Source organism: Streptomyces sp. NBC_01241 (genome assembly GCF_041435435.1).
Lineage (GTDB): Bacteria > Actinomycetota > Actinomycetes > Streptomycetales > Streptomycetaceae > Streptomyces.
The window spans coordinates 1,003,193-1,026,277 of record NZ_CP108494.1 but is presented as its reverse complement, the minus strand read 5'-3'; the positions used below and the strand labels follow the sequence as shown (position 1 = coordinate 1,026,277).

Here is a 23,085-nt window from a genome sequence, read left to right as displayed (position 1 = left end):
GAGGAAGCGGGCGGGCCGGTCCACCGTAGCGCGCGCGGCGGGCGGGAGTTGACCCGATCCCGGCTGATCAGCTGCCGGTCCCGGTCCTGCCCCAGTCAGGACCGGCCTCGGCCCAGTCCCGGTCGATCCTGATGTACCGCCCCCGCATCATGCGCCAGACGATCAGGCGGCGGCAGCCCTCGATCAGCGCGACGGCGAGCAGCATCACCCCGAACCCGGCCAGAGCCGCGTGGGTATGGGCAGTCGACGCGTCCATGGGGCGCGGCGCGGGGTGGCCGTCGAGGTCCGTCCAGATCTTCACCTCGGTGCCCGGCCCGGGCTGCCGGGAGAGGGTGGTCACCGTACCGCGACGGTCGGTGCCGTCCGGAGCCTTCCAGCGCGCCACCACCCGGGTCTGCGGGGTGCGCTCCGAGGACACCTCGGGATCGGTGACGAAATGCGGCGCTTGCGGCGCCTGGCGCAGCACGACCGCGGTCGTGGCATGGCGTTGGGCCCGCTGGGCCCGCACCGACTTCTGCAGGGCGTCATCGGTGAACGATCCGCACCGCCAGCCCAGCGCCGGCGCCGCCAGCACCATGAGAATCAGCGCGACCAATGCCACCCACGCCTCGCGCCGGTCAGTAGCGCGGCGCAGGGGATTGTGCCGCCAGCGCCACACGCCCGTAAGCGCTCGCACAGTCCCGCACCCCCTTCCGTATCCGTCTTAACCCGATACGGCGCGCTTCGCGCGCTGGTGTGGCGAAGAGAGAGGAACGTCACCCCGGGGCAACGCGCGGACCGGTCCCGTGAGTTCCCCGCCCACCGAAAGAGACTGACGGCCCGTCCGGGGCGCCCGAGCGACCTGAAGGGTTGTACGGGCCGGCCGAGGAGGGCGGCACGTCGCGCGAGGGCGGCACGGAGTCACGACGGGCGGTACCCGGCCCGGTGCGGGAACGTCGAGGCCGCCGACGAGTCCCCACGGCTCGACGACGACCTCGGTACGACCGTGTGCGACTCCCCGGTTCAGTACCCCCGGCCCTGGTGCGGGCGGTTGTACGGGTCCTCGTACGGCGAGGGCGCGGGTGCGGGGCGCGGCGACGCCGGACGCATCGCCTCGTACCCGGTGCCCGGCGCGGGCCGTTGCTGCTGCGGCGTGTAGGGCGCCGCCTGGTATCCGCCGCGGGTCGCGGTCGGCTGCTGCGGGATGTACGGCGCCGGGGCCTGCTGCAACTGCGGGGGCTGCACCGGCGCGTAACCCTGCTGGGCCGGCTGCTGGTAGCCGTACGACGGGCCGGGCTGGGAAGGTGCCGCGGGAAGAGCCGGCAGGGCCGCCGGGAGAGCCGGCAGGTAGCTGTTGCCGGTGTCATAGGCGGCAGGCACTCGGATCGGGGCGATCTGAGGGGTGCCCCGCTCCGCGACCAGGGAGTCGTAGATCGGGGTGTCGGGGAACGACGGTGCGGCGTAGTAGCCGCCGCCGTAGGTGGAGCGGGGGGAGGTCATGACACCTAAGTTAAGCCCACGATGTGCTGGTTGGGGAGTCCTAATCTTGGGGTCATCCGTTTTACGCCGGTTCTGTCCGCCTGACCTGCCAAAACACCGTTAAGGCTTCCGTTTACAGCAGGGGCTTTTCCGTCGGAGGGCGCCCTGGCTGAGGACCTCGGTGCCGCGCAGGCGGATCTCGGCGGCTGCTTCGCGGACCTGGAGGCCGGCCGGGCCCTGACCGTGGATGCGGCCCGGGCCTTCGACTCCGGCAGCATCCCACGGCATCGCATCGCAGCGGCCAAGCCGTTCTGTTCCGAGATGGCGGGCCGGGTGGCGGACCGTTGCGTCCAGTTGCCCGGCGGCGAGCCGAGACAGCCGGAACACTTTCTGGCTGTGGTGGACCACGGAGGTCCGGGGCGCGCGGCGGAGCGGCTCCACCTGTCGCACACCCACCCTCTCCGGCTCGATCCGTGCCCTGTTACGTGAGGTGAAGATCTCCCTGTTCCATCGCACCACCCGCCGCCTCGTGCCCGCCTCGGCGGGCTGGGAGCTGGTCCCGCCGGCGCGGCGGGTGCTCGACGACGTGGTCGCCGCCCACGACGCGATGCGCGGCGACCATGAGGTCGGGGGCGGCGTCCTCACCGTGATGTGCACACCGGACACGTCAGCTGAGGCGGTGGCCTCCTGGGCGGGGGATTCACCCACAAACACCCCGCGGTCCGCCTCGACATCAGCGAGGTCGGTTCCCGGCAAGAGATCGTTGCGGCGGTGGCGGACGGGCTCGTCCGGGAGTACACCGTCCGCTCGGCGACGTGCGGTTGCCTGCGTCGGTCTGCGCCCGACCTCCCGCGGCAGAACCCCTGGCCCGTGGTTCCGGCGGAATGACGCTGCGTCAGAGGACCGGGAAGCTGTTCCAGGGGCGGACGGATTCGATCGCTGCCGCGGCACGGAAGACCGTGGCGTCGTCGTAGGTGCGTCCGACGACCTGTACCCCCGTCGGCACTCCGGTCGAGGCGAAACCGGACGGCACGCTCAGCACCGGGCAGCGGCTGGCTATGTTGAACGCTGTGGTCATCGCCGATTCCAGATAGAAGTCCAGTTCGACACCGTTGATCACAACCTTGGTCGACAGGTAGTCGTCGTCCGCCCTGAGCGCGGGGATTGCGGTCGTCGGGCACAGCAGGACGTCGTAGCGGTCCAGCAGGGCGCCGAGCGTCGTCTGCACCGCGGCCTCGGTCTCAAGGCCCTGCAGGAAGCTGCCGGGCTCGCGGACGGCCTCGGCAGCCCGCTGAGCGAAGTCAAGCGCGTACGTGGTGAGTCGGTCGCTGTGCTCGGCAGCAACCGATGCAATGTACGGGCCGAAGATCGAACCGAAGTGGATCATTGCTGCCCGCATCACGTCCGCCCGCATGATGGGGACCTCTACCTCCTCGACGACGGCCCCGGCGGTGCGCAGTGCCTCCGCGACCGCGCGGGTGTTGGCCTCGACCTCGAGATCGACCGGCCAGTCCCCGAGGGTGACCGAAAGCGCCACCCGCAGGCCTTCGACGCCCTCGAACCGCTCGGGCAGGACGAGTCCAGGCCGCAGCGAGACCGCGTCCAACGGGTGGGGCCCCGCGATGACGTTCTCCAGCAGGGCGCAGTCGCCGACGGTGCGCGCCATCGGGCCGTCGTGGCAGTACGTGTCGAGGTTGAACGGCGTCATCGCCGGCACGCGCCCGTACGGCGGCTTGTAGCCGACCGTGCCCGTGTACGAAGCGGGGATGCGGATCGAGCCGCCGATGTCGGAGCCGGTTGCGAGCGTCGTTTCACCCGCCGCGAGCGCGGCGCCTGCGCCGCCGGAGGAGCCGCCCGGACTGAACTCGAGGTTCCACGGGTTGCGGGTGACGCCCCACAGCCGGGACTGTGTGTACCCCGCGCAGCTGAACTCCGGGGTTGTGGTCCGTGCATGCACGATGCCACCGGCAGCCTGGACCCGCTCGATCACCGGGTGCGTCTGCTCGGCGATCTCGTCCTGGAACGCCAAGGAGCCGTCTGTGCTTCGGCGGCCCGCGATGGGCTGCTCCTCCTTCGTCGCGACCGCGAGGCCCTCCAGGGCGCGAGGTGCCTCGCCCTTGCCGCCGTACCGCGCTTCGGCCACGCGGGCGGCGGCGAGCGCCTCCTCGAAGGTCTGCTCGGCAAGGGCGTTGATCTTCGGCTCGACGGCTTCGGCACGCGCGATGACCGCGCTCATCAGCTCGACCGGTGACAGGGAACGGTCGCGGAATCGGCGCAGGGCCTCGGTCGCCGGCAGATAGGCAATGTCGGTGAGGTCGGTCATGGGGTGATCCTTTGCGTTGAATCGGAGGAGTCGCGTGAGTACGCGGGAGCATGCGCGGACGTGGGGCCGGATCCCGTCCGGGGCTGCGGCCCCGGAGTCCGGTGGCGGGTATGGGGATGTCGGGGACTGGTCACGGCGGGCATGGTGGGACGGGGGGTTCGGCGATGAAGGCCGTATCGGCCTTCGCCTTGGGAGGTGTTCCTGATGGGTCGGCGGTCCGCGAGCGGGATGCTGGAGGGAACGAGGTGCCGCGGTCCGTGCCGCGCGTCGGCAGGGTGCCGGTCAGAGGGCGCCTGCCGGTTCGCTGCCGGCGGCGTCACGGGTATCGGTGAAATAGGACGACCGGTGGTGCCAGCGGGCCCACGCGGCGGCCAGCAGGCCGGAGCCGATCATCAGGACCGGGACGAGCAGTGCGAACCAGCCGTTGTCGGCGGAGACTTCGAAGTGATCGGTGGAGCGATAGAACGTCCAGGTGAGGTAGCCGCCGGTGACGAGCAGCGCGAGCGCGCCCAGCACCGGTCCGACGACCGCGCGCAGGCCCTCCAGTGGTGATGTGCGGAGCAAGTGGCGGAAGCACACCGCGGCGGCCGCGGCGGTGAGGGCGTAGTAGAGGGCGACGACGATTCCGATCGCGTTCACGGCGGCGAAGATCAAGTCGTTGACGGTGGGGATGACCAGTGCCATCGCGGCGAGGACCAGGGCGATCGCGGTGATCAGCATGGTGCCGACGGCGGGGGTCCCGTGCTTGGGGTGCAGGCGTGTCCAGACGGGGCCGAGGACACCGTCGCGGCCCATCGCGTACATCCCTCGGGCGGTGGGGATGACCGAAGCCTGGAGCGACGCCACCGCGGAGAACATGAGGGCGATGAGCGGCAGTGCGGCCAACGGTTGGTCGGCGAGCTTCGTACCGAAGTAGGCGAGCCCTTGCGCGCCGTTGCCCGCCAACTCGTCCAGCGGCAGGACCCGTTGGAAGGCGGTGCCGGCGAGCAGGAAGAGGAGAAGCATGACGGTCAGGGCGATGAACCCGCCGCGGGAGGCGTCCCGCGGGTCACTGACCTCTTCACCGACGCTGAAGACCGACTCGAAGCCCCAATAGCAGAAGACCGCGAGCACCATGCCCTGGGCGAGGGCCGCGGCCGAGGGGATGTCGAAGGGGTTGTACCACTGGAGCGAGAAGGGCTGGTCCCCGGCGAACAGGCCATAGCCGCAGAACGCGAGCAGCACGCCGTACTCGAAGATCAGCAGGTACTTCTGGAGACGCGCGGCCAGATCGAGCCCGCGAACGGCGACCAGCGCGGCAGCGACCAGGACGGCCATGCCGAGAAGAGTGGACTGGAGGGTGGAGTCCGGATCGAGGGAGAGGCCGCCGACGCTGTGGAGGTCGGCCTGGCCCAGGAGCTGGATGATCGCCGAGCCCGTCACCGTGGTGGTGTAGGCCATGAACACGATGGTGCCGACGACATTGACCCATCCGACCAGGAAGCCCAGCCAGGGACTGAAGACGCGCCCGACCCACTTGTAACTGCTGCCCGCGTTGGGTGCGACGCGGTTGAGGCGCCCGTATCCGCCGGCTATGCCGAGCACGGGCAGGAAGGCCAGAAGCATGATCGCCGGCAGGTGCAGGCCGACGATGCTCGCCATCAGGCCGAGTCCGATGCCGATACTGCTGGTGGCCGCTGTGCTCGACGCGGCGAGGACGATGCCGTCGACGACGCCTATGGATTTCCGCATTGCTGTCGGCGGGTCCTGGGCGCTTCTTCTCGGCGCGGTGCTTGCGTTCTTCACTGGTACCGCCAACGGTCGTCGCCTTGCTTCGGGGGGAAGGTGGCCCAAGGGGCCGGATGGCAGGCCATGAAACCGTTGCCCCCTTCACACGTCAATGGCGTTGTCATAAGCTCCGCACCATGAATGAGCGTGTGGTTCCGGAGCCGCAGCGGCGGCGCAGAAGGCCGACGAAGCAGGGCACGGTGCTGTCCGAGCAGGTCATCGTGGAGACGGCCCTGCGGTTGGTCGGCCAGCACGGAGCGGACGCTCTGACGGTCCGGCGGCTGGGGGCCGCGCTGGGGGCCGACCCCAGTGCGCTCTACCGGTACTTCCGCAACACCGACGACCTGCTGCTGGCGATCGCCGACGAGCTCATCGGTCGTGCCCGGCGGGGCTGGCAGCCCGTCGGAGAATGGCGTACCGACCTGTGCGAGCTGGGTCTGCGCGTCCATGCCTCCTACCAGGCGCACCCCCAGGCTGCTCTGTTGGCGGCGCACCGGACGACCGGGCGGAACAACGAGACGCGGGCCGTGGAGACGATCCTCGGGGTGCTGCGGTCGGCGGGTTTCCAGGACCGGGACGCGGTGCGGATCTATCACGCCTTCGTGGACCAGGCGCTCGCCTTCGCGGCCCTGGACGCGGCGGCACTCGCCCTTCCGGCTACCGCGCAGGCGGCCGATCTCCAGGTGTGGCAGGACCGCTACGGCCGCCTGGATGCGAACGACTACCCCCACATCGCCGCCACCGTAAGCCTGTTGGCCGCCGACATGATGCTCAGCGGCTATCCGTTCGCGCTGGAGTTGCTGCTCGACGCCGTTGAAGCGAAGTTGCCCGGGGCGGCCGGCTGAGTCCGGACCGGGCGCTTTCGCACCACGCCCCGCCGGGGCGCGGATCAGGCCGATCGCAGCATGCCCTGGCCGCGTCGCGGCCCGGGTCCGGGTGCGACGCAGTGAGGCTTATGTCAACGCCGTTGACATCAATCTCGGGCTGGAGTCTGATGGCAGGACCCATTGGCCCAGCCGCACCACGCACCACCCGAGGAGTCCTTCATGGATCCCGTCCACGCGCTCCGGGATGCCAGCCCCACCCCGTTCTGGCTGGATGACCCCGGCCGCCCGCAGGCCACATCGGCCCTGGTCGCCGACACCAGCTGCGATCTGCTCGTGGTGGGCGGTGGCTACTCCGGCCTGTGGACCGCTCTGATCGCCAAGGAGCGCGACCCCTCCCGTGACGTCGTCCTGATCGAAGGCGAGGAAATCGGCTGGGCCGCGTCCGGGCGCAACGGCGGTTTCTGCGAATCCAGCCTCACTCACGGTCTGGGCAACGGCCTTGATCGCTGGCCCGACGAGCTCTCCGAGCTGGAACGGCTCGGTATCCAGAACCTCCAGGCGATCGAGGACACGATCAAGCGTTACGGCATCGACTGCGACTGGGAGCGCACCGGCTCCCTCAACGTGGCGACCGAGCCGTACCAGGTCGACGACTTGCACGAGTTGGCCGCGCTTGCCGCCCGCTACGGCTCCGAGCAGACAGTGCTCGACGCCGACCAGGTCCGTGCCGAGATCAACTCACCGACCTTCCTGGGCGCGCTCTGGGACGAGGAGGGTACGGCGATGCTCAACCCCGCACGTCTTGCATGGGGCCTCAAGCAGGCGTGTCTGGACATCGGCGTACGCATCCACGAGCGCACCCGGGCAACGGCCATCGCGGAGGCCGACCCGGGGATCACGGTGCGGACCCCGTACGGACGCATCCTGGCGAACCGGGTCGCTCTCGCGACCAACGCCTTCCCCTCCCTGGTCAAGCGGCACCGCCTCTACACCGTCCCCGTGTACGACTACGCGCTGATGACGGAGCCACTGACGGACGAACAGCTCGCCTCTGTCGGCTGGCACAACCGGCAGGGATTCTCCGACGTCGCCAACCAGTTCCACTACGTGCGGCTCTCCGCCGACAACCGCATTCTGTGGGGTGGTTACGACGCCGTGTACCACTACCGGGGTCGGGTGCGTGCTGAGCACGACCAGCGGCCGGAGACCTTCGCCACCCTGGCCCGGCACTTCTTCCGGACCTTTCCCCAACTGGAAGGACTGCGCTTCACCCATGCCTGGGGCGGCGCAATCGACACCTGCAGCCGTTTCTCCGCGTTCTTCGACACCACCCACCGGGACAGAGTCGCCTTCGCGGCCGGATTCACCGGCCTCGGTGTGGGTGCGACCCGCTTCGGCGCCGAGGTGATGCTCGACCTCTTGGCCGGCGAGCGCACGGAGCGGACCCGACTGGAGATGGTGCGGCGCAAGCCCCTTCCCTTTCCGCCGGAACCGCTCCGATGGGCGGGAATCCAGGCCACCACGTGGTCCCTCGCCCGCGCGGACGAGAACTTCGGGCGCCGAAACCTCTGGCTCAAGACCCTCGACCGGATCGGCCTCGGGTTCGGGAGCTGACGCCCAGTCATCGGGGCAGGGCTCCTCGTGCTCGTGAACCGTCGGTCGGTTCAGCCGGGCTTCCGCGTGGAAGACCGCCGTTGCGCTGGTGGACGGCTGGCGCGTCGGCGATCCTGTCGTAGTTCCCGGCCGGATCCGCGGGACATCGGCGCAGGTCCGGCCCAGTCTCTTCTACGTTGCCGCGTGCGGGGCCCAGAAGCGGCAGACGCCCTGTTGGCGTGCGCCCACCTCGGCCCCGTACCGCAGGATCGACATCCGGTGCGCCGGCCACCATGAACTCCGCAATACGGAACATCTGCGCCGTCACCTCACCCTGCCACTGCTCCCTTGTCCTCGGCGGTCATCATCTCGATGGCCTGCCGGGACTGCTCCCACGCCTTGGGCCATCGCTCGACTTCGTTCCTACGAGCGCGCAACTCCCGGTCGAGGCCGACGGGTCTGCTGCCTGAGCGGCCCCGGTTGCGGCGTTCCTGCTGGTCGCGACGCCCGGGAATGCCATGCCGGATCCGACACGGCCACAGGTATCAGTGGTTACGACGCAGCGAGCCCGCTTTGTCGGAGGTCGGGCAGCCGGCGCGCGCGGACGCCCGCCGGTCGGTCCGGGCACGGGGCTCGGACGGGGGTCAGCCGAGGGCGCGACGGGCGGCTGCGGCGTCGGCGGGGTCCCAGCCGCGTCGTGGGACGGAGCTGAGCAGCAAGCGTGTGTAGGGGTGATGAGGCGCGTCCAGGATCTCGGCCGTAGGGCCCGTCTCCACCACCTGTCCCTCCCTGAGGACCATCACCTCGTCGGTGATGTGACGGACGACGGCGAGGTCATGAGTGACGAAGAGGAAGCCGATGCCGACCTCGCGCCGGATGGTGCCCAGGAGTTCGAGGACCTGCGCCTGAATGGACACGTCCAAGGCCGCCACGGCCTCGTCGAGGACGAGGACGCGCGGTTCGGCGGCCAGCGCGCGGGCGATCGCTACGCGCTGTCGCTGGCCGCCGGACAGCTTGCCGGGCAGGGCGGCCGCCTCCCGTTCCCCGAGCCCGACCTGGTCGAGGAGCTCGGCGACGCGTTCGTGCCGGGCCGTCGCCTCCATCGGGAAGTGGAGGCGCAGGACCTCCTCGACGCACCGGCCCACGGTCACCCGCGGATCGAGGGAAAGGTACGGATCCTGGAAGACCATCTGGATCTCGCGTGCGCGGGCGAGTCGCTCGGCTCTGCCCCGGGCGGGTGCGGAGCGGTCACGTCCGCCGATGCGGACGGTGCCGCCGTCGGGGCGCTCCAGGCCGACGAGCATCCGTACCGTCGTGGTCTTGCCGCTGCCGGATTCACCGACGATGCCGAGCGAGGACCCCGGCGACAGGGTGAAGGACACGTCGTCCACCGCTGTGTGGTCCCCGTACCGTTTGCGCAGCTTCTCAACGACGAGTTCCTCGGTCGCCCCGGTCACAGTCTGATCCCTTCGTCGGCGCGGTGGCACGCGGCGAGTCCGTCGCCGTGGTGCGCAAGTTCGGGTGTCTCCTCGGAACAGCGCGGCTGCGCGTGGGCGCAGCGCGCCGCGAAGGCACACCCCGGTGGGGCCTCGGCGAGGGAGACGGGCCTGCCCGGGATGGGGCGTGGGGCGCCGGCTCCGGCCTCGATGCGAGGTGTGCAGGCGAGGAGCCCCGCCGTGTACGGGTGGCGTGGACGGTCGAACAGCGCGTCGGTGCTGCTGGTTTCGACGATCCGGCCCGCGTACATGACGTACACGCGGTCGCAGATCGCCGAGGCCAGTTCGAGGTCGTGGGTGACGAAGAGCATTCCGGTGCCGCGTGCGGCCTGGAGGCGGGTGAGGATGGCGATGATCTCCGCCTGGGTGGTGACGTCGAGAGCTGTGGTCGGCTCGTCGGCGACCAGCAGCGCCGGCTCGCCCGCGAGGGCGGCCGCGATGACCACGCGCTGGAGCATCCCGCCGGAGAACTGGTGCGGGTAGCGGCGCAGCGCGCCCCGCGGATCGCGGATGCCCACCGCGTCGAGGAGTTCCTCGGCCCGGTTCTCGGCCGCGGCGGCGGGCGTGCCCGCACCGCGCAGTCCCTCGGTGAGGAAGTCGCCCACGCGGCGCAGCGGGTTCACGGACGCGCGCGGGTCCTGGAAGATCATCGCGACCTGTCTGGCACGCAGCCCGGCCAGTTCGGCGCGCTTCATGGTCAGGACGTCGCGGCCCGCCACCCGCACCTCACCACTCGTGCGCGCCCCGGCCGGCAGCAGCCCGAGCACGCTGCGGCACGCGACCGACTTGCCCGAACCGGACTCGCCGACCAGGCCGACCGTCTCGCCTGCGCCGACCCGCAGCGAGACGCCGTCGAGGATGGGACGGGCCGCCTGCTCGCCGGGCAGGCGGATGCCGAGCCCGTCGATCTCCAGCGCGGGGGTTTCGTACTCGGTCATGGCGCTCACCGTTCCCGCTTCGCGATTCGGTCGGCGATACCTTCGCCGACGATGCCGAAGGCGACCACGGCGAGCACGATGCACGCGGACGGCGCGAGCGCGGGCAGCATCGCCCCCTGCAGGATCGCCGACTGGCCTTCGTTGATCATGGCTCCCCAGTCGGACTTGGGCGGCTGCACCCCGAACCCGAGGAAGGACAGCGCGGCAAGGTCCATCAGTACGTAGCCGAAGTTCATCGCGGACTGCGCGAGCACGGTCGGCGCGATGTTCGGCAGCAGATGACGCAGACAGATCGTCCAGCCCGACCAGCCCTGCACGCGGTACGACTCGATGTAGGCACGGGCCTTCTCCTGGCGGGCGATGCCCCGGACCAGGCGTCCGACGTACGGGGTGTAGGCCACGGCCATGGCGATCACGGGCGCGGTCATGCCCGAGCCGAGGACCGCTACCAGGAGGATGGCCAGCAGCAGTCCGGGGATCGCGAAGGCCAGGTCCATCGACCGGGACAGCAGGGCGTCGGCCCAGCCCCCGCGCCAGGCGGCGACCAGACCGATGAGCATGCCCAGGACGGTCGAGACGCCGACCACGAGGAGTGGTCCGAGCAGACCGGTCCGCGCGCCGTGGATGAGCCTCGACAGGATGTCCCGGCCCGACTGGTCGGTGCCGAGGAGATGGTCACCGCTGGTGCCCGTCAGGCTCGCCGACAGGTCGAGCACCTCGGGGTCGTACGGTGCGAGCACGGGGGCGAGGACGGCGACCAGGACGAGCACCGCGAGCACGACGACACCCGCGGTGAACAGTGGGCCCTGGCTGAGCACCCGCAGTCCGCGCAGACCCCGGCGGCGGCGCAGCGCGTCGGGGGAGGGGGACGCGGGGGAGACGGCGGTGGTCATCGGGAAGCCTCCCCGTAGAGGGACAGCCGGGGATCGATGACCGGCACGAGCAGGTCGACGATCAGGTTGACAAGGACGAACGCCGCCACGCTGAGCAGGGTGATTGCCTGAACGACGGCGAAGTCCTTGGCTGTCACCGCCTGCACCAGCAGGGAGCCGATACCGGACACGTTGAAGGCGGTTTCGACGATCGAGGTGCTGATCAGCAGGCCGGCGAGCATGGTGCCGCCGACGGTGACGATGGGGCCCAGTGCGTTGCGCAGCACATGCCGACGGACCACGGCGCCTCCCGCGACACCGCGGGCTCGCGCCACCTCGACGTGTTCGCGCCCGAGTTCGTCGAGCATGGCCGACCGGGTGACCCGGGCCAGCAGTCCGGCGAACGTGACCGCCAGGGCGAAGGCGGGCAGCGTCAGATGGTAAAGGCGATCGCCGAGGCCCTCGGGAGTGCCACCGGGCCCGGGAAACCAGCCCAGTTGGACGGAGAAGAGCGAGACGAGCGCGATGGCGCTGACGAACGAGGGGGTGGCCGTGGCGACACCGGTGCCGAGGAGCACCGCGCGGTCCACGGCCCCGGGGCGCAGGGCGGCCATGATGCCGGCCGCCACGCCGAGGACTGCGACCAGCAGTGCCGCGTAGCCGACGAGCAGTGCGGTACCCGGCAGGCGGGAGACGATGAGGGAGCCGACGTCCTGGTGGAACTGGGTCGAGCGGCCGAAGTCGCCCTGCAGGACGCCGCCGAGCCACTTCGCGTACTGGACCGGCAGCGGGTCGTCCAAGTGGTACTGCGTGCGCAGCGCCGCGACCGCGTCCGGGGTCGCGGGGCGGCCGTGGAGCAGGAAGGTCACCGGATCGCCCGGCGCGAGATGCACCGTGCCGAAGACGATGAGCGAGGTGACGAGCAGCACCGCCAGCAGGCCGAGCAGCCGGCTCGTCAGATAACGCGTCATTACTGCGCGGCCCCGATCGTCGCGGCCCACGGGTAGTACAGCTGGGCGATGCCGGTCGGGGCACCCGTCACCCTGCTGCCGAGGAAGACCGAGTAGGGGGCATCGTACAGCGGGATGATCGGCAGCTCGCGTACGGTGATGCGCTGGAGTTCGGCGGTCAGCTCCGCGCGGCGTGCCGGATCGGGCTCGGCGTTGGCCTTGTCGAAGATGGCGTCGAACTCGGCGTTGGACCAGTTGCCGTAGTTGCCGAAGTCGCCGGTGCGCAGGTACTGGTAGAACTCCAGCGGGTCGGGTGTGTTGTCGTATCCGTTGGTGATGACGAGGTCCAGTCCCTTACGGGCGCCGGCGTCGACGAAGATGCTCGTGTACGCCTCCGGGGCAACGGCCTTCAGCCGGACGTCGAGGCCGATCTGCTTGCCAGCCGCCTGGACGGCGTTGGCCACGACGCTGATCTCCGGGGTCATCGAGCTGGTGACGACGGTGACCTTGCGCCCCGTGGCACCGGCCTCGGTGATCAGCTTCTTCGCGGCGGCCACGTCGTACACGGGCTCGGGCAGTTGCTTGAAGTACTCGTCGGCCTTCTCGGGCGTCAGCGCCCAGGCGCCGCGCGCGGCGGGGGCCTTCGAGGGAACGCCGATGCCACCGGCGGCAGCTTTGATGATGTTCTTGCGGTCGATGGCCATGGAGAGCGCCTGGCGGACCTTGAGGTTGCCGAGCGTGCCCTTGAGGTTGAGCACGGCGAGATCGGAGGCCCCCGTGTTGGGGCCGAAGTACAACTTGCCCTTCGAGCTGGTGCGCAGCTGATTGAAGGCGGAGGAGGGCACCAGGTAGCCGCCGTCGGCCGTGCCGGACAGGAAGGCGTTGGTGCGGGCGGACGGGTCCTCGGTGAAGGTGAACTTCACGGTGCCGGTCTTGGGAGTCAGCGACCGGTCCCAGTAGGCGTTGTTCTTCTTCAGGGTGATGCTGTCGCCCTGGGCCCAGCGGTCGAGCTTGTAGGGGCCGGTGCAGTCGACCCCTCCCTTGGGGCCGCCGTATTCCTTCCCGGCCTTGGCCAGGTAGGCGGCGCTCTCGATGGTGCCGGGGGAGGCGGCCATGAGTTCGTTGAGGAGCACGTCGGGCTTGTTGAGCCGGATCGTCACCTCCAGCGGGCCGCTCTTCTTGATGGAGGCGACGTTCTTGAAGGACGAGCCCCACGGGGAGCCGGTGGCCGGATCCATGTGGCGCTTGAGGGAGGCGACCACGTCCTTCGCCGTCATGGTCGATCCGTCGTGGAACTTCACACCGGGGCGAAGGGTGTACACCCAGGTCTTCGGGTCCGGGTTCGCGTACTTCACGGCCAGCCCGGGTTCGATCTTCATGTCGGGGGTGACCCGCAGCAGTTGCTCGCACACGTTGGCGAGCACGGTGTTCGGCGGGTAGTCGTAGGCGAGGGCGTAGTCGAGCGTGTACGGCTCGGCGTACAGCGACCAGGTGAAGGAGTCGAGAGACCCCTTCGCCGCCGGGGAGTCCGGGGTGACGGCGTAGGCGGGGGCGCCGCCGCCGGCCTGGGACTTGGTCGCGCCGGAACAGCCGGCGGCGGTGGCCGTGACGACGGTGGAGCAGACAAGCAGCGCGGTGGTTCTGGACATGCGCAAGGAGACCCACCCCTTTACGGGTGTAGTGACGGGCGCTGGGAGATGGGGTGAGTATTGATGCGGGAACGTTCCCGCGCAAGACTTTGCGGGAACGGTTTTGCCGAGGTCGCGAGGGTGACAGCATCAGCGCATGACCTCAGCTCCCCAACGCGGCGGGCGCACTGCGCGAACCGCCCCGCCCCGCATCCGTCTCGTCGATGTCGCCCGCGAGGCGGGCCTCTCCAAAACCACCGTCTCCGCGGCCCTCAACGGCACGGGACGGCTCTCGCCGGCCGTGCGGGAGAAGGCCAGGGAGACCGCGCGCAGGATGGGGTACCGTCCCAACGCCACCGCCCGGCAACTGCGTACGGGGCGGGCCCGGCTGATCGGTTACGTCGTCGGGGAGTTCGCGGGGAATCCGTGGACGTATCTGGAGTCGCCGTACTTCGCCCAACTGACCAGCGCCACGGCGGCTTCCGCGCTCAGAAACGGATACGCCCTGGTGATGCTGCCCGCGGGATCGCTGCACAGCGAGTGGGCCGACCTGCCTCTCGAAGCGGTGGTGGTTGCCGATCCGGTCGACCACCGGGTGGTGGACGATCTGCTTGCCGCCCGTATCCCCGTCGTCAGCGACGGCTCGGTGGACGGCAGACCGGGAGCCCACTGGGTGGACGTCGACGCCGAGGAGGCGGCCCACGGCACCCTGGAGCATCTGGCAGCGCAGGGAGCACGGCGGACAGCGCTCGTGATGTCCGGCAGTACCACCCGCTTCCACCGGGAGGTGCTGACCGCCTACCGGGACTGGTGTGCCGCACGTGGCTGCACTCCCCGGGTGACCGTCACCGACGAAGCCGGAAACGGCCCGGCCGTCCGGGCGGTGGAGAGTGCGCTGACGGCCGCCGAGCGGCCCGACGCCCTCTTCGTGGTGGAGGAAATGAGTCCGCCGCTCGTCCTGGACGCGGCGCGCCGCCACGGCTACGACGTACCCGGCGACCTTCTCGTGGTGTGTGTGAGCGAGGACGACACTGCCGAGCACACGGAACCTCCGATCTCGACGCTGAGCCTTCAGCCCCGGGAAATCGCCGAGGCCGGGATCGAGCTCCTCGTCGCCGCCCTGGAGAACGGCGAAGAGGAGCCTTCAGGCCGGCTCGTGGCGACCCGCCTGCTGGTCCGGGAGTCCTCGCGGCGGCCGTCCCGGGGGGCCGCCGCCGCTTCTCCTCAGGCGGAGTGCACCAGCGTGCCGCCGACGTAGGTGCGCAGGACCTGGGCCTCGGCGATCTCCTCCTGGGGCCGGGTGAAGATGTCGCGGTCCAGCACCACCAGGTCGGCCAGGTGGCCGGGGAGCAGGCTGCCGGTGTCGTCGAGCCCGTTCACGTGCGCCGAGCCGGCTGTGTAGGCGGCGACCGCGGTGGCGAGGTCGAGGCGCTGCTCCGGCAGGAAGACCCGGCCGTCGGTGGCCTCGGGCTCCATCCGGTTGACCGCGACATGGATTCCGGCGATCGGATCGGGGCTGCTGACGGGCCAGTCGCTGCCTGCGGCCAGGGTGGCTCCGGCGCGCAGGAGGGAGCCGAACGGGTACTGCCAGGAGGCCCGTTCGGGTCCGAGGAAGGGGATCGTCAGCTCATCCATCTGGGGTTCGTGCGCGGCCCAGAGCGGCTGGATGTTGGCGATGGCGCCGAGCCGTGCGAAGCGATCCAGGTCGTCGGGGTGCACCACCTGGAGGTGGGCGAGATGGTGGCGGTTGCCACGCCGTCCATGGGCCTCGACGGCCGCCTGGACCGCGTCCAGGGCCTCGCGCACCGCCCGGTCGCCGAGTGCGTGGAAGTGGACCTGGAAGTCGTGGGCGTCGAGTTCGGTGACGTACGAGCGCAGGGCGACGGGATCGACGAAACTCAGACCCGAGTTGGCGGTGGCGCAGCCGCAGCCGTCGAGGTAGGGGGTGTTCATGGCCGCTGTGAAGTTCTCGGCGATGCCGTCCTGCATGATCTTCACCGCACGTGCCCGGAACCGGCCGTGGCTCAACTGCTCCCGTCGGGACAGCAGTTCGGGGATCTGCTCGGCTCCCCGGTCGCGGTCCCACCACAGGGCCCCGGACACCCGGGCGGTGAGTGTGCCCTCGCGGGCGGCCGTCAGATAGGCGTCGGACGGGTCGGGGTTGCCACCGAACGAGCCCAGCAGGGCGTCCTGCCAGCCGGTGATCCCGAGGGAATGCAGCATTTTCTGGGACCGCAGCAGACCGGCGAGGCGGTCCTCCGGCGTGCTCGGCGGCACGATCCGGGAGACCAGGGCGGTGGCGCCCTCCTGCAGCATCCCGCTCGGGGTGCCGTCCGGCTCCCGCTCGATCCGACCGTCCGCCGGATCGGCGGACTCCCGTGTGAGACCGGCCAGTTCGAGCGCCCGGGTGTTGGCCCAGGCGCCGTGGTGGTCGCGGTTGCTCAGGAGAACGGGGCGGTCCGGAATCACGGAGTCGAGGAGCTGCCGGGTGGGCAGTCCGCCGTCGAAGCTCTCCATGGACCAGCCGCCGCCCGTGATCCACGGGCGGTCCGGGTGCGCGTCGGCGTAGGAGCGTATGCGGGTGAGGTATTCCTCGACGCCCACGGTGCCGGTCAGGTCGCACTCGGCCAATTCCATTCCGCCGGACACGGCGTGGATGTGCGAGTCCTGGAATCCGGGAAGCAGCAACTTGCCCTGGAGATCGATGACTTCGGTGTCCGGGCCGATCAGTTCGCGCACCTCGTCATGGCCGACGGCGGTGATGCGCTCGCCCGTGACCGCCAGGCTGCTTGCCCGGGTGCGCGCGGGATCGCCGGTGTGGATGGGACCACGGGTGAAGATCAGATCGGGCTTGGCCATGAAGTGCTCCGAGGCGGGAGGGAGGGATGTGTCGAACGGTCATGCAACCGAGGTGCCCACTCACATGTCAATGCTGTTGTCGTAAGGCGCGTCCAGTGAGGGGCCGAAGAGTGGTGGGGTGCAGACGGCCGGGGGCGCCGTGCTGTCGCTGCGGTTGATCGTCGGGGACGGCTCTGTGTGTGCGATGTCGACGGACGTCCGGCTCGCCCCGTACGGACGGCTTTGTCGACCGACGTGCCAGATGCCGCCGCGACGCTGCCGCTCTTCGGTGCCGGCATGACGGGACAGTGGCTGCATCTTCGCCCCTGAGTTCGTGCTGTACGCGGCGGCATGCCTGCAGGGGAGCGACGATGAGGGGGGCGAGCCCGAGGGGCGGCTTTGGTGGGCACCCCTCGGGCTCGTCGTACGACTCAGGCGTAGAACCTGTATACCGCCTGGGCGACGCAGGCGGGCTTCTCCGAGCCATCGATCTCCACGGTCAGGTCGACGACGACCTCGACCCCGCCCTTGACCTCTTCCACGGACACGATCCGGCCGTGGGCGCGGACCTTCGCGCCGACCCGCACGGGCGAGGGGAAACGGACCTTGTTCAGACCGTAGTTGACGGCCATCGAGACGCCCTCGACCTGCAGCAGCTCGCTCCACAGGGGGATCAGGAGGGAGAGCGTGAGGTAGCCGTGGGCGATGGTCCCGCCGAAAGGGCCGTCCTTGGCGCGCTCGACATCGGTGTGGATCCACTGGTGGTCGCCGGTGGCGTCGGCGAAGGTGTTCACGCGCGGCTGGAGGATCTCCAGCCAGCCGCTGTGGCCGAGATCGGCTCCGGCCTGGGCCTTGATCTCGTCGATTCCGTTGACGGTGAGGGGCATGGGGTACTCCAGGGTGCTGAGAGGAATTCTGTCGATGAGGGGCGGTCAGTCGCCGAATTCGGACCGGATGACGCCCTTGAGCAGCTTTCCGGTGGCGTTGCGTGGCAGCGGCGTGCCGGGCAGGAGGCGAAAGGTCCGGGGAATCTTGTAGCGGGCCAGTCGGCCGTTCAGATGGGCGAGGAGTTCGGTCTCGGCCGCGGTGGAGCCGGGAGACAGGACGACCACGGCCCGGCCGACCTCGCCCCATTTGGGGTCGGGCACGCCGAAGACCGCGCATTCGATGACGTCCGGATGTTCGAGGAGCGCCTCCTCGGCCTCGGCGGGGTAGATGTTCTCCCCACCCGAGATGATCACGTCCTTGAGGCGGTCGACCAGATGCACATAGCCGCATTCGTCGACGAGCGCCACGTCGCCGGACCGGAACCAGCCGTCCTCGGTGAAGGCCGCGCGGCTCTCCTCCGGAAGATTCCAGTAGCCGGGCGTGACGTTCGGGCCCGATACGACGACCTCGCCCTTCTCGTCCGGTGCCGTGTCCTCGCCCGCCGCGTTCCGGACGCGGACATCTGTAAAGAAGTGCGGAACCGTTCCTAGTGTCCTGCGCCGGAGATCCGTCGGCAGAAGCGGGCGAGGGAGTCGAGGATCTCCTCGGCCGTCTTGGTCCAGATGAACGGTGTTGGGTTTTCGTTCCACTCCTTGACCCACGCACGGATGTCGGCTTCCAGGGAACGCACGCTTTTGTGGGAGCCGCGGCGGATCTTCTGGTCGGCGAGGAAGCCGAACCACCTCTCCACCTGATTGATCCAGGACGAACCGGTAGGGGTGAAGTGCAGTTGGAACCGGGGGTGTTTGGCCAGCCACGCCTTGATGGCGGGCGTCTTGTGGGTGCCGTAGTTATCGCAGATCAGGTGGACCTGGAGATGCCCGGGAACCTCCTTTTCGATCTTGATGAGAAACTTCTTGAACTCCGCTGCCCGGTGCCGACGGTGCAGCGAGGTGATGACTTCGCCGGTCGCGACGTCGAAGGCCGCGAAGAGGGTAGTCAGACCGTTACGGACGTAGTCGTGGGTGCGACGCTCGGGCATGCCCGGCATCATCGGCAGCACCGGCTGAGACCGGTCCAGCGCCTGGATCTGCGACTTCTCGTCCACCGACAGCACTACCGCCCCTTCGGGCGGATTGAAGTACAGCCCGACCACGTCGTAGACCTTCTCCACGAACAAGGGGTCCGTCGACAGTTTGAAGGTGTCCGTCAGATGAGGCTTGAGATGGAACTTCCGCCAGATTCGGCCCACGGTCGACTTCGACAGCCCACTGCGGTCGGCCATCGACTTGCGCGACCAGTGAGTGGCGTTCTTCGGCATCTCCTCCAACGTGCTGACCACGACGGCCTCCACCTGGTCGACGCTGATGGTGGGCGGCCGGCCCGGCCGGGGCTCGTCCACCAACCCGTCCAGCCGGGCGGCCAGGAACCGCCGGCGCCACTTGCGGACCGTATCCGCCGCTACCCGAAGATCCCGCGCCACCACAACAATCGGCGGAACGTCAGGACCTGCACACGCCAGCACGATCCGCGCCCGTAACGCCACCGCCTGCGCAGACGTCGCCCGCCGGGCCCAACGCTCCAACACCGCACGCTCGTCAACGGACAACAACAACGGTTCCAGCTTCGGACCACGACGCGGTGCGGGCACACCCGCAGAAACACTCATACAGGAACTAACGATGGATCTCCGGCGCAGGACACTAGCCAGTGTGCATGAGTGAGTCCTGGACCCACCGATGTGTACTGGGCGCATCCCGAACGGTGTTGGATGCACTCGGTCCCCGCTTTCTCGTCCCGTTCGGCGGCACGCCTCTGGGGGCGTGGTCCGTTGCGGGTGGGCGGGTTCCGTCACGTCCTCGGGTGCCTGGTGGGGCCTGGGCGGTCCGATGCCCCGCACGATCTCTCCGGTCGTGTGGGGGCGGTGCCGTCCGACGCCGGACCGGGTATCCGAGGGCGCGTCGTCCGATCGCGATGCCGGCAGCATCATGACGGGACATCTTTCGCTTGGGGGTGGCCAGTGGCTTCTGCCAGTGCTGGGCACCCCACATCGAGGTGTAGGCGGGGTCGACCGCGACAATACTCAGGCCCTGTTCGGCGGCCATGGAAACGAGCCGGGCCTTGACTCTGCCGGTCGGGATGCCGGAGATCAGCTGCCGGAACCGCTTCTTGCGGCCATGTTTCTCCCGCGTTTTCTCGGCGGTGAAGTCGAGGTCTTCGATGCCGATTGCGGCGACCCCGACGTGCTTGGCCCAGTTGATCAGGCGGGTCAGGGCGTGGCCGATCTGGGCGTCGCGGTGCGTGGTGGTGCCGGACAGGTCGTAGAAGAACCGCCGGGGCTCGCCGATGGGGTTGCCGTGTGGGTCGAGGTGGTAGGCGGCGAAGTGGTCGGCGTTGGTGTCGACGCCGATCACGCCCCGGGCGCGGGCGGTTTCCAGCGGGATGGTCTGGACGATGGGGCGTTGCCAGGACGCGGTCAGGTACCAGCGGCCACGGTCCACGTCGAGGTGGATGCGGTAGGCCACGGCCCGGTTCGCGACAATGCGATCGGCCCACTCCTGGCCCCGGTGCGCAAACCCCGCGGTCGAGTTGAGGGTGTACCGGCCGTGCTTGGCGTTGGCCAGGTGCGCGAGCGGGGCGGGCAGCTTGATGGACACTTCACCGTCCGGGGTGACGCGGATGGTCTCGTTCCCGAGCCGCTTGCCCGACTCGCCGTCGGCGGCGATGAACCAGCGTTCCGCATCCCAGCGTTCCCGCCACTGGCCTTCGGTCAGCTGGGCCTGGGCGAGGTGGTGGCGGGTGTTGAGGAGACGTCTGCCGCCCCGTACCACGCGGACACGTCCGGCCTGCCGGTCGGCGACAACGGCCGCATGCCGTGCCTCCAGTGCGGCGAGGCGTCGGGACTTGCCAAACCACTCACTCCGGGAGCGGTAGCCGCCGGCTGCCCGCTTGGTGCCCCTCGCGCCGATGGGGAGGGACAGGCGGTGCCGCAGCGTCCTGATCCCGGCTTCCAGCGTCTGGATGTGCGCTGCCTGGCAACGGCGGGCCAGTGCCCACTGATCGTGCGTGGCCTTGGTGATCGCACCCGCGATCCGCGACGACGACTGCGCGGTCAGGTCCCGCTTACGCGACGCCCAGGTGTCCGCGCTGTGCTCCAGACCATCCGCACAGCGGGTCCTGAGATCACGGGAAGCCAGACGGCCCTGATGCTCACCGACCGCGCGTAGGACTATCTCGTCCTGGGGCGTGAGGTGCTTGAGACGGTCCCGGACCGCCACCCCGCACGGCCCGGGCACCACGAAGGATGCCGCCAACTCCCGCACACCACCCACCACAACACCCCCTCCCACGAGACCGGACAACCACTACCCAGCCCAACGAGCAGCAGACGCCAAGGTCACCCATTCGACCCCAGAACTTCCGTTCCCACTCGGTGAACCCGCCGACAGGACGCGGTGCTCCGCCTTGAAGTACGCGCCGGCGGCGCTGTCGAGTTCGGTAGAGAGTGAGGTCGTGCCCCGCGTGGACACCTCGGCGTGGACGTGCATGTCGATAGCGGTGAGTTCGGCCGGGTCCGGCCCACTGGTGCCGTTCGCGGCCGCGGTGCCGGTCACAGCCGCGGCGCCGGGATGCCGTAGGTCTGCTCGGACCGGGCGAAAACGCTCGGCCAAGCCGCCGCGACAGCGTCCGCGCTCCAGCCACCGTCCGTGTAGGCCCCGGTGACCTCCTGCGGGTGCGACCAGAGAGCGAGCTTGTCGCCGCCGACGCCGATGCACTGACCGGTGATGCCTGCCGAGGCGTCCGAAGCGAGAAAGGCGATGAGGCCGGCCACGTCCTCGGGGGTGCCGAATCCCTCGCCCTTGCGCAGGGTGTCGGGGAACGCGGTGCCCTCCACCTCCAGCGCCTCGATGTGCGGGGCGAAGGCCGGAATGGTCTTCGTCATCGCGGTGGCGGCGACCGGTATGACCGCGTTGGCGGTGATACCGGCGCGCGCCAGCTCCAGCGCCCAGGTGCGCACCATGGCAGCGATTCCGGCTTTGGCAGCCGCATAGTTGGTCTGCCCGAAGTTGCCGCGCTGACCCGCGGGGGAGCCGGCCCGCCTTGTCGGTGATCAGTAGGGGTCCGGGGCGGTCGGTGCCAGTGGGGTTCGCGGGCGAGGAGCGGCATCAAGACCTCGCGCACGTCGACTTTCGAGCAGACCGGCCCGGGAGACCGGAATCCTGGCCGGGTGCCGACCAGGTAAACAGCCAATGGCGGCAACCTGACAGAGGGATAGGGTTCGGCTGAGAAGAATCCACTCGGTGCACGCGAGCTGCGCCAGGGCCGGACACGGTGGCTGTCCGAGGAGGAGCCGGATGCTGCAGGCGCTGGGATTGGGTCCGGCCGAAGAGGCCATCTACACAGCACTTCTGGCCCGCCCGACAGCCTCCGCGCAGGACCTCGCCCGGCAGACCGGACTCGAGAAGGCCGAGAGCGTGCGGATCCTCCTTGACCTGGCGGCGCGCGGCCTGGTGGCCGTCGCCACCGAGGCCGGGAGTGAGGCACCCGACTCGGCCGATCGCGAGGCCGGCCTCCAGCCTGCCCACTACCGGCTCACACCGCCCTCGGTGGCCCTGGCCCCGCTCCTCGTCGAGCAGCGCAACGCACTGCACCAGGCCGAGACCGCGTTCTCGATGCTGACCGAGCAGTACCGCACTACCGCCGCACACACCGCGGGCGGTGTCGTGGAGGTGGTCGTCGGCGTGGAGCAGGTCGCACACCGGTTCCACCAACTGCAGCGCGGCGCCCAGCGGGAGTTGCTCGTCTTCCTCGTCGGCGAGCCCATCGCGGTGCCGCGCGAGGATACCGACACGTCGGAGAGTTCCGCGCTGGACCGCGGGGTCGACTTCCGGGTCGTGGCTGCCAAGAACTACCTCGACAGTCACGACGTCGTGCGGGACGTGCGGGCGGCCGTCACGGCAGGCATCGAGCTTCGCCTGGTCGATTCGCTGCCGCTGAAGATGGTTGTGTCGGACCGGGAGCGCGCCATGGTGCCACTGGACATGGCGGACTCCGGCGGTGAGCCGAGCGCAATCGTGGTGCACCACAGCGGCCTGCTGACGGCCCTGGTCCATCTCTTCGAGAAGGAATGGGCCCAGGCCCGGCCGATGTATACCAGCACCACGGGCGTGCACGAGAAGTCGGCAGCCGATGAGCAGCCGACCGAGGAGGAACTGGAGGTCCTCGCCCTGCTGCTGGCAGGGATCTCCGACCGGCGGACGGCATCGCAACTCGGACTTTCCATACGCACCGTGGAGCGCCGGATACGCCGCCTGATGGACCTTGCCGGAGTGGAGTCGCGCCTGCAACTCGGATGGCACGCTGCACGTGCGGGCTGGCTTTGACCTCCTCTTCGGCCTGAGAGCCGAGGACCTTCCATCTGTTGGTGGTCCCCCTGCGAGGAGGGCCGCCAACTCCCGGCGGGGTCC

The 23,085-nt window shown here is 69.7% G+C and carries 19 protein-coding genes and 1 pseudogene; 5 read left to right on the top strand and 15 right to left on the bottom strand.

The features are described 5' to 3' along the window. Positions 1–67 precede the first annotated feature (67 nt). Positions 68–676 carry an Rv1733c family protein gene (locus tag OG306_RS04045; protein WP_266744668.1) on the bottom strand — a complete coding sequence of 203 codons (609 nt, stop codon included), beginning with the start codon at positions 674–676 and terminating at the stop codon, positions 68–70. Positions 677–1,002: 326 nt separating this feature from the next. Beyond that, the gene (locus tag OG306_RS04040) at positions 1,003–1,479 is read right to left on the bottom strand and encodes a DUF6643 family protein (RefSeq protein WP_266744667.1); all 477 of its coding nucleotides are present in this window, start codon (positions 1,477–1,479) and stop codon (positions 1,003–1,005) included. Between the two features lie 144 nt (positions 1,480–1,623). Here OG306_RS04040 and OG306_RS04035 point away from each other — a divergent pair, with 144 nt between their 5' ends. Then, positions 1,624–1,947 (top strand): helix-turn-helix domain-containing protein, encoded by a 324-nt coding sequence (locus tag OG306_RS04035; protein WP_266752067.1) that lies wholly within the window; start codon positions 1,624–1,626, stop codon positions 1,945–1,947. Between the two features lie 406 nt (positions 1,948–2,353). Here OG306_RS04035 and OG306_RS04030 read toward each other — a convergent pair whose 3' ends face one another. Both OG306_RS04030 and OG306_RS04025 read right to left on the bottom strand, forming a co-directional pair. Beyond that, on the bottom strand, positions 2,354–3,781 hold the full coding sequence (locus OG306_RS04030) for an amidase (RefSeq protein WP_266744666.1): 1,428 nt from the start codon (positions 3,779–3,781) through the stop codon (positions 2,354–2,356). A 282-nt stretch (positions 3,782–4,063) separates the two neighbouring features. Next, the gene (locus tag OG306_RS04025; RefSeq protein WP_266744665.1) at positions 4,064–5,512 is read right to left on the bottom strand and encodes an APC family permease; all 1,449 of its coding nucleotides are present in this window, start codon (positions 5,510–5,512) and stop codon (positions 4,064–4,066) included. A 173-nt stretch (positions 5,513–5,685) separates the two neighbouring features. Here OG306_RS04025 and OG306_RS04020 point away from each other — a divergent pair, with 173 nt between their 5' ends. Next, a complete protein-coding gene (locus OG306_RS04020; RefSeq protein ID WP_266744664.1) occupies positions 5,686–6,393 on the top strand; it encodes a TetR/AcrR family transcriptional regulator in 708 nt (235 codons plus the stop codon). Between the two features lie 201 nt (positions 6,394–6,594). After that, the gene (locus OG306_RS04015) at positions 6,595–7,989 is read left to right on the top strand and encodes an NAD(P)/FAD-dependent oxidoreductase (protein WP_266744663.1); all 1,395 of its coding nucleotides are present in this window, start codon (positions 6,595–6,597) and stop codon (positions 7,987–7,989) included. 623 nt (positions 7,990–8,612) lie between these two features. Here OG306_RS04015 and OG306_RS04010 read toward each other — a convergent pair. Genes OG306_RS04010 through OG306_RS03990 form a run of 5 tightly spaced genes read right to left on the bottom strand, consistent with a single transcriptional unit; the run spans position 8,613 to position 13,873 of the window. Then, complete coding sequence (locus OG306_RS04010; RefSeq protein ID WP_266744662.1) at positions 8,613–9,425, bottom strand: ABC transporter ATP-binding protein; 813 nt, start codon at positions 9,423–9,425, stop codon at positions 8,613–8,615. After that, positions 9,422–10,402: an ABC transporter ATP-binding protein gene (locus OG306_RS04005; RefSeq protein ID WP_266744661.1), complete on the bottom strand. Its 981-nt coding sequence runs from the start codon at positions 10,400–10,402 to the stop codon at positions 9,422–9,424. The genes OG306_RS04010 and OG306_RS04005 overlap by 4 nt, the downstream gene beginning before the upstream one ends. A gap of 5 nt (positions 10,403–10,407) precedes the next feature. After that, positions 10,408–11,295: an ABC transporter permease gene (locus OG306_RS04000; protein ID WP_266744660.1), complete on the bottom strand. Its 888-nt coding sequence runs from the start codon at positions 11,293–11,295 to the stop codon at positions 10,408–10,410. Next, positions 11,292–12,245, bottom strand: coding sequence for an ABC transporter permease (locus tag OG306_RS03995; RefSeq protein ID WP_266744659.1), 954 nt, complete (start codon positions 12,243–12,245; stop codon positions 11,292–11,294). The genes OG306_RS04000 and OG306_RS03995 overlap by 4 nt, the downstream gene beginning before the upstream one ends. Then, a complete protein-coding gene (locus OG306_RS03990) occupies positions 12,245–13,873 on the bottom strand; it encodes an ABC transporter substrate-binding protein (RefSeq protein ID WP_266744658.1) in 1,629 nt (542 codons plus the stop codon). The genes OG306_RS03995 and OG306_RS03990 overlap by 1 nt, the downstream gene beginning before the upstream one ends. A gap of 136 nt (positions 13,874–14,009) precedes the next feature. On the opposite strand from OG306_RS03990, the gene OG306_RS03985 reads away from it, so the two are divergent. After that, on the top strand, positions 14,010–15,110 hold the full coding sequence (locus OG306_RS03985) for a LacI family DNA-binding transcriptional regulator (RefSeq protein ID WP_266744657.1): 1,101 nt from the start codon (positions 14,010–14,012) through the stop codon (positions 15,108–15,110). Here OG306_RS03985 and OG306_RS03980 read toward each other — a convergent pair. From OG306_RS03980 to OG306_RS03955, 6 genes and pseudogenes are all read right to left on the bottom strand, one after another. Beyond that, the gene (locus OG306_RS03980) at positions 15,077–16,711 is read right to left on the bottom strand and encodes an amidohydrolase (RefSeq protein ID WP_266744656.1); all 1,635 of its coding nucleotides are present in this window, start codon (positions 16,709–16,711) and stop codon (positions 15,077–15,079) included. The genes OG306_RS03985 and OG306_RS03980 overlap by 34 nt on opposite strands. Positions 16,712–17,121: 410 nt before the next feature. Further along, a complete protein-coding gene (locus tag OG306_RS03975; protein ID WP_266744655.1) occupies positions 17,122–17,577 on the bottom strand; it encodes a MaoC family dehydratase in 456 nt (151 codons plus the stop codon). A gap of 45 nt (positions 17,578–17,622) precedes the next feature. Continuing rightward, on the bottom strand, positions 17,623–17,985 hold the full coding sequence (locus OG306_RS03970) for an AMP-binding enzyme (protein WP_371665130.1): 363 nt from the start codon (positions 17,983–17,985) through the stop codon (positions 17,623–17,625). Positions 17,986–18,164: 179 nt separating this feature from the next. Beyond that, on the bottom strand, positions 18,165–19,286 hold the full coding sequence (locus tag OG306_RS03965; protein ID WP_266752985.1) for an IS630 family transposase: 1,122 nt from the start codon (positions 19,284–19,286) through the stop codon (positions 18,165–18,167). 34 nt (positions 19,287–19,320) lie between these two features. Next, positions 19,321–20,949 (bottom strand): transposase, encoded by a 1,629-nt coding sequence (locus OG306_RS03960; protein WP_266744654.1) that lies wholly within the window; start codon positions 20,947–20,949, stop codon positions 19,321–19,323. 278 nt (positions 20,950–21,227) lie between these two features. Continuing rightward, positions 21,228–21,710 (bottom strand): annotated as a pseudogene (locus OG306_RS03955) (SDR family oxidoreductase); the annotation flags it as partial. A gap of 262 nt (positions 21,711–21,972) precedes the next feature. On the opposite strand from OG306_RS03955, the gene OG306_RS03950 reads away from it, so the two are divergent. After that, complete coding sequence (locus OG306_RS03950) at positions 21,973–23,001, top strand: helix-turn-helix domain-containing protein (RefSeq protein ID WP_266907350.1); 1,029 nt, start codon at positions 21,973–21,975, stop codon at positions 22,999–23,001. The last annotated feature ends 84 nt before the right edge of the window (positions 23,002–23,085 follow it).

Bases quoted from the DNA above. Each gene is read 5' to 3' on its own strand.
- OG306_RS04000 (WP_266744660.1), bottom strand. From the start codon at position 11,295: ATGACCACCGCCGTCTCCCCCGCGTCCCCCTCCCCCGACGCGCTGCGC.
- OG306_RS03975 (WP_266744655.1), bottom strand. From the start codon at position 17,577: ATGCCCCTCACCGTCAACGGAATCGACGAGATCAAGGCCCAGGCCGGA.
- OG306_RS03990 (WP_266744658.1), bottom strand. From the start codon at position 13,873: ATGTCCAGAACCACCGCGCTGCTTGTCTGCTCCACCGTCGTCACGGCC.
- OG306_RS03985 (WP_266744657.1), top strand. From the start codon at position 14,010: ATGACCTCAGCTCCCCAACGCGGCGGGCGCACTGCGCGAACCGCCCCG.
- OG306_RS03950 (WP_266907350.1), top strand. From the start codon at position 21,973: ATGCTGCAGGCGCTGGGATTGGGTCCGGCCGAAGAGGCCATCTACACA.
- OG306_RS04030 (WP_266744666.1), bottom strand. From the start codon at position 3,781: ATGACCGACCTCACCGACATTGCCTATCTGCCGGCGACCGAGGCCCTG.
- OG306_RS03995 (WP_266744659.1), bottom strand. From the start codon at position 12,245: ATGACGCGTTATCTGACGAGCCGGCTGCTCGGCCTGCTGGCGGTGCTG.
- OG306_RS04025 (WP_266744665.1), bottom strand. From the start codon at position 5,512: ATGCGGAAATCCATAGGCGTCGTCGACGGCATCGTCCTCGCCGCGTCG.
- OG306_RS03965 (WP_266752985.1), bottom strand. From the start codon at position 19,286: ATGAGTGTTTCTGCGGGTGTGCCCGCACCGCGTCGTGGTCCGAAGCTG.
- OG306_RS04020 (WP_266744664.1), top strand. From the start codon at position 5,686: ATGAATGAGCGTGTGGTTCCGGAGCCGCAGCGGCGGCGCAGAAGGCCG.
- OG306_RS03980 (WP_266744656.1), bottom strand. From the start codon at position 16,711: ATGGCCAAGCCCGATCTGATCTTCACCCGTGGTCCCATCCACACCGGC.
- OG306_RS04005 (WP_266744661.1), bottom strand. From the start codon at position 10,402: ATGACCGAGTACGAAACCCCCGCGCTGGAGATCGACGGGCTCGGCATC.
- OG306_RS04040 (WP_266744667.1), bottom strand. From the start codon at position 1,479: ATGACCTCCCCCCGCTCCACCTACGGCGGCGGCTACTACGCCGCACCG.
- OG306_RS04015 (WP_266744663.1), top strand. From the start codon at position 6,595: ATGGATCCCGTCCACGCGCTCCGGGATGCCAGCCCCACCCCGTTCTGG.